Raw genomic sequence first — 5541 nt, 5'->3', positions numbered from 1 at the left:
CATGGAGTATGCCATTGGTTAGCATACCTAAAAGCTACGAAAAACAAAGTTTTTCGAGGAACTACAAAGGCTTATAAATGAAAAGCGTAAGCGAACTTACAGATTATTACTATAAAAATCTATTTCCAACCTTAGAGAAACTGGAAAACGATAGAAAAAATCTTAGATATAAAATAGCTCTTGTCGCTTTTGTCTATACTGCGGTGTGTGTTGCCATAGCTCTAACATTAGGCAATTTTTATGAATTTATTCTCTTCGCATATATTGCTCTTGGTGCCGTAATTTATAAATTTTTAGTTCATGACTATACGCATGAATTTAAAATAAGTGTTATAAAACCACTCGTTCATGCCATAGACAGTACTCTTTTGTACTCATCAAAAACACATGTGTCAGACTACTATTTTGAGCACTCAGAGTTGTTTGAAACAGCGGACAAGCTCAGCGGAAACGACTATGTAAAAGGGCAAATTGACGGTATCAATATCCAGTTTTCAGATTTACATGCCCAAAAAAGGCAAAAAAGCTCCAAAGGAAGAGAAAACTGGAGTACCCTTTTTCAGGGGCTTTTTATAGTTGCCGATTTCAACAAGCACTTCAGCGGCAAGACCGTTATTCTACCGGACACTGCTCAAAATACGTTTGGCGATGTTATCGGTCACTGGTTACAGTCAAACAATATGGCAAGAGATGAGCTTGTCAAAATGGACGACCCAGAGTTTGAAAAAGAGTTTGTCGTATACTCTACCAATCAAGTAGAAGCAAGATATATCCTCTCAAATTCGCTTATGAAAAAACTCCTCGCTTTTAAACAAAAATCAGACCATCAAATTCACATCTCATTTGTCGGCATACATATCTACATGGCTATCAGTTATAATAAAGATCTTTTTGAACCGTCTATCTTTCGTTCACTTTTAGACTATAAAATAGCCATGGAGTATATAAAAACTCTGCATCTGGCGATAGGTCTCGTTGAGGAGCTAAAACTAAACCAAAAACTGTGGAGCAAAAGATGAGCGAAAAAGATATATTATTGCAAAGCATCAAGGATTTTTTAACGCCCAAAATGCTCAAATACGCCCTTTTACCCTTTATCATAAGCATCATTGTTATGTATATACTTTTCTTTGTTGCAGCAGGCATCGGCGTAGAACAACTCGGGACTATGCATGTAGAGAGCTCCCAAACAACTATGCAAAACGGTATCCCTCACACAGAGACCTTAGAAGCAGAACTTGAAGGTTCGGCAATTATGAAATTTTTAATGAGCTACACCATAACTTCATGGCTGGCAACTTTCTTCATCTACATAATCGGCGGCTTTTTAACAATATATCTCTCTATCTTTGTGGCAATAATTATCATCGGTTTTTTAACGCCGTTTGTATTAAAAGAGCTTCATTTAAGACACTATAGAGATATTGAGATGGTAGGCTACTCAAACCCTATACATGCAATCTTTCTAGCCATAAAATACTCAGCGATTATGATTTTACTATTCTTTTTACTTATCCCTTTTTACTTTATCCCGCTTGTAAATATCGTGGCAATCAACATACCGCTTTACTACTTTTTTCATAAGATGCTAACTTTTGATGTCTCTTCAAGCATCTGCACAAAGGAGGAAGTAAAACAGATAGAGTTTTTCAACAAAAACAACATTAGAGTAAAAACTCTTCTCCTCTACCTTGTTTCACTTGTTCCCTTTGCTATATTTTTTGGGGCAATCTTTTTTGTTATCTACCTAGGACACACCTACTTTTTAGAGGTAAAAAAGATAAGAAATATCTAACTACCTGATGTTTCTTCAAAAAAGGCAACCATAGGAATATTTAGAATCTTGGATATTTTATAAAGGTGTCCTATATTAAAACGTTTCTTGTTTCTAAAGAGTTCTGCAGCAGAGACCAAACTTACAGACTTATTCCCCATTTCTAAAGATAAATCAAGCTGGGTAAATCCTTTGTATTCTCTATATTTTTTTACTGCGAGCCCTATTTTTCTGTGGATATCTTCTATCTCTTCTTTTGAAAACTCAAATTTCATATAAATCCACTATGCTAATTTTTTGGCTTAAGTTTAATTTTAAAGCGGCTTTTTATCAACCTACTGCAGTGGGTTGATAAAATCTTCTTATAAAGTAAAATAAACCTACTATTTTTATGAAATCAATATCTCTAGTTTAATCATAAATTTAGGTTTCGGAGTAGGTCTAAAATGACGTAAACTAAATCATTATACTCAAATAACAAGAGGTAAATATGTCAGATATATATAAACTCAAAAAAATCAATTTTATAATGCTAACATTGATTTTTTTGATTTTTTTAGTTGGCATTATTACGCTTTTAAATATAGGGTATAAAAGCAAATATTACGCGAAATCAATCAATATCGCCGGCAAACAACGCGTACTTTCCCAAAAAATCATCTTTGAACTTAACAATCATTTTTTACTAAATGATAAAAATGCACTTGAACGATTAAAAACAAGAGTCTCAGAATACTCTTCAAACGAAAAAGAACTTTTATATCTAATCAGAACAAATATACCAAATATTAATATAAATGCTTTAAAAGACAAACCGATAAAAAACTTTCTAAAGAGTGTACATTTATATATCAAAGCTCCAAATGAGAAATTGCACTCAGAACTTATAAACAACAGAGATGAGATATTTGATGCGTTTAATAATTTTGTTGATTATTGTGAGCAAAGCTATAATAAAATCTACTTAGACACGCTTAAAAAACTCTCAATCGTCGGTATTTTAAATATTTTACTGATTATATTTTACTACCAAATTATATTTAAAAAATCCCTACGTTATCTTGACAAATATCTAAAAATCATACATATTGAAAAAAATAACATGAAAAATATTTTTGACGCTATAGACTCTATCATATTTGAAAAAAACGGTAATGGAACTTACATCTTCGCAAACAGTGCCTTTCTCAAAATATTCAGTACAGAGATAGTAGGGAAAAACGATGCGGATTTATTTCCTAAAGATGTAGTAAAAATTTTAAATGCTAGCGATTTAACGGTAATGAATGAGCAAAAGTCAACTACTACTGAGATAGAAATAAATTTAGAAAATGAGAGAAAAATCTTTTTTGTAAAAAAATTTCCTCTTAAAGATGAAAATGAAGAGATAAAAATCTGCGGAATAGCAGTTGACATAACTTTGGAAAAAGAGTTTGGGCACAAAAGAGATGAATTCAACAAAATAATAGATAATCATGTAATAGTCTCCTATGCCGATTGTAACGGGATAATTACCGATGTAAGCAAAGCTTTTTGCTTAATTTGCGGTTATGAAAAATCAGAACTAATAGGAAAGAGCCACGATGTCATGCTTGATTCTAAGGAGACAACTCTTATTAACGAGCTATGGAAGAGCATCTCACTCGACAATCAATGGAATGGAGAATTTAAAAATAGAAAAAAAGATGGCTCCCCTTTTTGGATAGATGGCTCAATAGCCCCCTGCTACGGTTTTAAAGGAGAAAAATTAGGGTACATAATGGTGGCAAAAGATATAAGCGATAGAAAAATAGTAGAGAAACTCAGCATAACCGATGCGTTAACAAATCTCTATAACAGACGCTTTTTTGACGAGATATTTCAAAAAAAGCTCTCTTATGCCATAAGAGAAAAAAATAAATTTTGCCTATTTATGTGTGATGTAGACAACTTTAAAAACTACAATGACATGTACGGTCATCAGATGGGAGACAAAGCGCTGATAACCATATCAGATAGATTAAAATCCTATTTTAACAGAGCGGGCGACTTTGTTTTTAGAGTCGGTGGAGAAGAGTTTGCCGCAATACTAAATATTGAAAATAGTGATAATATTGATGGCTTTATAGTAAAACTGCTAAAAAATATTGAAGATTTAAATATAGAACACAAAGGGAACCCTCCCTTTGGCGTACTTACTATATCTTGCGGTGTAGTAGTTGCGGATTTTGCTCAGATAAGTAAGCCGTTCTCAACGGATGAGATCTACAAACTGGTCGATGATGAGCTATACAAAGCAAAGCAAAATGGGAAAAACAGAATCTCATCATTTTATGTTTTTTAATCTTATCTCGAGGTCATCAATCATAATATCTATCAAAGTCGCAAAATGTTTTTCGCTCACTTTGCCTTTAAAATCCCTGTAGATAGAGTATATTTTGCCATCTTTGTAAAATAACTCTACTACAACAAGTCCGTCATAGCTGTAGTCTGAGGAGGTTTTTGAGAGTGGATTAGTACATGCTTTTGCATAGTCCCTATGCTCTACACGCAGAGAGTAGTCTGATTTGCCGACGACAAACCCTCTCTCCTGCATAATCTTTTTTGAAAAACTAAGAGACTCCTTATCATTGGCAACAATCTCTATAGATGAGGCAGTTGCGCCAATCTTACTCTTGTCATATATGTTTTTATTGATTTTTCCATCACACCCCAAGAAAAAAAGGATGAGAGAGATAAAAAGAGCGCTCTTCATTTATAAATTTAAAATTTAGAAATATGCTCTGCTAGCGCCCTTATCTCAACATCACTAAGCTTGGACACCTGCCCTACCATTATCCCCTTCATGGCTTTGCCGTATGTTCCGGCTTTGTACCCATTAAGAGCGTCTTGTATTTTTTGAGCATCCCAACCTTTAATGATTTGCGATTTTCCAAGGGCAACTTTTGAGCCGTCTGCTCCATGGCATCCCGCACACACTTGATACAGTTTTGCAGCGTCAACCTTAATTTCGGCTATTGCCGTCTTTGCTTCTTCTACTTTTACTGCGACCTCTTCTTTGACCTCTTGTGTCTTTAGTACAACTTCTTCTTTAACTTCTTCGACTTTTGAAGCCACCTCTTCTTTAACTTCTTGCGCTTTTTGAGTTACTTGCTCTTTGACCTCTTGAGTCGTCTCTATAACTTCACTCTTTACCTCTTTAACGCTTTGAGCTACACTTTTTTCCTCAGTCGCCGTCTCTTCACTCGCTTGCTTGTTTTCATTGCTACAGCCTATTATAAATAGTGTTGCAACCGCTAGTAAAACTATTCTCATTTTTGCTCCTAATATATTATTTTTTTGTTAAATACCAATTATTATAGCTTATTTTAGGCTAATTCAAGGTGATGTAATCTCTTCATTTTAAAGCTTCAGTTTGGGAATAAATAATCGTGTTATTGTTGCCTTAGTATATAATCCCAACGAGAACGTTGGGAAGAAGAGAAGATTGGGGATGAGAGAAGAGAGTAAAAGTGAGATAAATGCTTATTTAGCCTCTTCTACTTTTTCAGAAATATCTTCTTTAATATCTTCTGCTGCGTCAGAAACATCTTCTGCTCTATCAGAAATATCTTCTTTAACATCTTCTGCTTTTTCAGAGACTTCTTTTTTGACCTCTTTTAACTCTTGTGCTGCTTCGGTTTTAACCTCGTTTATTGTCTCTTTTGTCTCTTGTTTGCTTTCACTGCTGCATCCCAAGAAAAAAAGCACTGCTGCCATTGATAGTATAAGTTTCATATTTAACTCCT

At 34.1% G+C, this 5541-nt stretch carries 7 protein-coding genes; 3 read left to right on the top strand and 4 right to left on the bottom strand.

The annotated features are described in order from the left end of the window. Positions 1 to 77: 77 nt before the first annotated feature. Together IBX42_RS10995 and IBX42_RS10990 are read left to right on the top strand one after the other, a co-directional pair. A complete protein-coding gene (locus tag IBX42_RS10995; protein ID WP_294932870.1) occupies positions 78 to 1019 on the top strand; it encodes a DUF3137 domain-containing protein in 942 nt (313 codons plus the stop codon). Continuing rightward, a complete protein-coding gene (locus tag IBX42_RS10990; protein WP_294932868.1) occupies positions 1016 to 1795 on the top strand; it encodes an EI24 domain-containing protein in 780 nt (259 codons plus the stop codon). The genes IBX42_RS10995 and IBX42_RS10990 overlap by 4 nt, the downstream gene beginning before the upstream one ends. Here IBX42_RS10990 and IBX42_RS10985 read toward each other — a convergent pair. Beyond that, positions 1792 to 2049: a helix-turn-helix transcriptional regulator gene (locus IBX42_RS10985; RefSeq protein WP_294932866.1), complete on the bottom strand. Its 258-nt coding sequence runs from the start codon at positions 2047 to 2049 to the stop codon at positions 1792 to 1794. The two genes, IBX42_RS10990 and IBX42_RS10985, sit on opposite strands and share 4 nt — an antisense overlap. Before the next feature lie 215 nt (positions 2050 to 2264). On the opposite strand from IBX42_RS10985, the gene IBX42_RS10980 reads away from it, so the two are divergent. Then, complete coding sequence (locus tag IBX42_RS10980; protein ID WP_294932864.1) at positions 2265 to 4097, top strand: diguanylate cyclase; 1833 nt, start codon at positions 2265 to 2267, stop codon at positions 4095 to 4097. Here the strand turns inward: IBX42_RS10980 and IBX42_RS10975 are convergent. From IBX42_RS10975 to IBX42_RS10965, 3 genes are all read right to left on the bottom strand, one after another. Beyond that, positions 4080 to 4508, bottom strand: a complete 429-nt coding sequence (locus tag IBX42_RS10975; RefSeq protein WP_294932862.1) for a hypothetical protein — start codon at positions 4506 to 4508, stop codon at positions 4080 to 4082. The genes IBX42_RS10980 and IBX42_RS10975 overlap by 18 nt on opposite strands. Positions 4509 to 4516: 8 nt before the next feature. After that, entirely contained in the window at positions 4517 to 5068 is a 552-nt protein-coding gene (locus IBX42_RS10970; protein WP_294932860.1) for a c-type cytochrome, read from the bottom strand. 210 nt (positions 5069 to 5278) lie between these two features. After that, on the bottom strand, positions 5279 to 5541 hold a 263-nt coding region (locus IBX42_RS10965), incomplete at its 5' end, for a hypothetical protein (protein ID WP_294932858.1).

The organism is Sulfurimonas sp., assembly GCF_014859695.1.
In the GTDB taxonomy this organism is placed as follows: Bacteria; Campylobacterota; Campylobacteria; order Campylobacterales; family Sulfurimonadaceae; genus Sulfurimonas.
The sequence above is the reverse complement of the archived record's forward strand: the minus strand, read 5'-3'. Positions and strand labels throughout refer to the sequence as shown.

Coding starts and splice junctions, on each gene's coding strand:
- IBX42_RS10985 (WP_294932866.1), bottom strand. CDS start 2,049: ATGAAATTTGAGTTTTCAAAAGAAGAGATAGAAGATATCCACAGAAAA.
- IBX42_RS10990 (WP_294932868.1), top strand. CDS start 1,016: ATGAGCGAAAAAGATATATTATTGCAAAGCATCAAGGATTTTTTAACG.
- IBX42_RS10995 (WP_294932870.1), top strand. CDS start 78: ATGAAAAGCGTAAGCGAACTTACAGATTATTACTATAAAAATCTATTT.
- IBX42_RS10970 (WP_294932860.1), bottom strand. CDS start 5,068: ATGAGAATAGTTTTACTAGCGGTTGCAACACTATTTATAATAGGCTGT.
- IBX42_RS10980 (WP_294932864.1), top strand. CDS start 2,265: ATGTCAGATATATATAAACTCAAAAAAATCAATTTTATAATGCTAACA.
- IBX42_RS10975 (WP_294932862.1), bottom strand. CDS start 4,508: ATGAAGAGCGCTCTTTTTATCTCTCTCATCCTTTTTTTCTTGGGGTGT.